At 34.8% G+C, this 1,574-nt stretch carries 2 protein-coding genes; one reads left to right on the top strand and one right to left on the bottom strand.

Annotated features, from left to right (window positions below):
* Nucleotides 1-74 precede the first annotated feature (74 nt).
* Entirely contained in the window at nt 75-533 is a 459-nt protein-coding gene (locus JN080_RS28715) for a hypothetical protein (RefSeq protein ID WP_256239345.1), read from the bottom strand.
* Between the two features lie 646 nt (nt 534-1,179).
* On the opposite strand from JN080_RS28715, the gene JN080_RS28710 reads away from it, so the two are divergent.
* The gene (locus JN080_RS28710) at nt 1,180-1,479 is read left to right on the top strand and encodes a hypothetical protein (RefSeq protein WP_256239344.1); all 300 of its coding nucleotides are present in this window, start codon (nt 1,180-1,182) and stop codon (nt 1,477-1,479) included.
* The last annotated feature ends 95 nt before the right edge of the window (nt 1,480-1,574 follow it).

The following is a 1,574-nucleotide window of genomic DNA, read 5'->3' as shown; positions in this document are numbered from 1 at the left end:
TAACTAAAATATAAAATCGAACTCAGGGCGTAAATAAGCTAGCTACCGAAAAATTTCGCTACAATTTTTTAAACTCAGGTACCTGTAAATTTTCGATAAAACCTAACGTGGAGAATAAGCATGTAGTAAATAAAAGGATACAACAGGAAAGAATAAAATAAGTTCCAATTGATATGCCACAGGATACCTACCTTCAAAGTTAGCCACTCATAACATGTTGAAAAGGCAGACCATGCGATAAGATATATAGTTTTTTTCCACCAAATACCATTATACGGATACCAGTTAATAATCATAGCTGCGAATATTGGATAAAGCCCAATGACAATCCATAATGCTTTAAACTCAATCTTATCAACTTCAAAGAATCCCCAAGCCTTAAATCTAGAAATCGCAAATGTATCTACTGATGTATTTAGAAACAAACCAAAAACAACAGTAGTATATATATCAGACATAGGTAATCGTTTTTTCATGAAAAATGCTATAGGGTAGATAATCAACATTGTTCCAAAAATTACAAACCAACTCATAATTTTCCTTCTTAAAATGTAATAATTTGTAAATGTATTATTACCAAATAATTGCTGGGTTAGTCTGTATAGGAGCTCTCTAAATATCGCTATTTTTTGCCATTATTGAAGCTGCTGCGCTAGTAAAGTCTTATAGGCTAGCGTGCCAATTTCTTACGCAAGCAGCGCCTATATGTACGTAGCGACGGAAACGCTACCGCTGTCTTTCTTTCGTGATTGTAGGAACGGAGCACCCTAGTCTATTTGTAAAGTAGTATTCCGTTTTATAGCCGTATCTCTATCGTATGTACGGCTTTTTTTTTGACTACGCAACAATAGAAATGGCGTAGTACCTTTTTGAGTGCTTTCTTAGTATCTCTTAGAGTACGTTCGAGGTATCTCTTGTAAATTATCCTCAGAAAGAAAGGAGTTACCAAATGGCAGTTCCTTTTTAATTTGTTTTTAACTTGTTCGGAAATCCCGAAAAAGATGTTAAGGTGGAAAGTGAGATTGAAAAGTTAAAAAGGATCATAGCAAATACAGGAGAACTAAGAGTCTCCGAACTTGGTCGGCTAATATTTTCCGAATAGGTAACGTAATCTGTCCTTTTTCATGTACGATTGCTATAATATTGGTAAATCATACATAAAAGAAGGGTGGTGGCTTTATGTACGCCCCAGGACATATCACTCGTGAAAAAGAAGCAAAACTTCCTTTTTTCAACGACCATAAAGAAGCGAGAGAATGGTTTAAAGAAAAATATGGTGATCGTTTCATATTAACTTCCTCTGAAATGATTGATGATCAAATTTGTTATTTTTACTACTTAATCTTAGACCGCAAAGTATTTGAAGCTGGCCAGAAAGAAATGGAATCAAAAGGAATCATGACGGATGCCATCAAATTCATGGGCAGCTATCAAGAAATTCAAATCATGGAAGATGGAAGTGTTCATATCGTCCATTAATAAGCACCAAAGAAGGGCAGGATCACGAATTGATTCTGTCTTTCTTTGGTGCTTGTGTAAATTCCACATAACAGCAATTTGGTTGAATTTAATTG

It is taken from the genome of Bacillus sp. EB600 (genome assembly GCF_024494385.1).
Classification (GTDB): Bacteria; Bacillota; Bacilli; order Bacillales; family Cytobacillaceae; genus JAEVLT01.
The sequence above is the reverse complement of the archived record's forward strand: the minus strand, read 5'-3'. Positions and strand labels throughout refer to the sequence as shown.

Excerpts from the sequence above, each read along its gene's own strand:
- JN080_RS28710 (WP_256239344.1), top strand. The coding sequence starts at position 1,180 with ATGTACGCCCCAGGACATATCACTCGTGAAAAAGAAGCAAAACTTCCT.
- JN080_RS28715 (WP_256239345.1), bottom strand. The coding sequence starts at position 533 with ATGAGTTGGTTTGTAATTTTTGGAACAATGTTGATTATCTACCCTATA.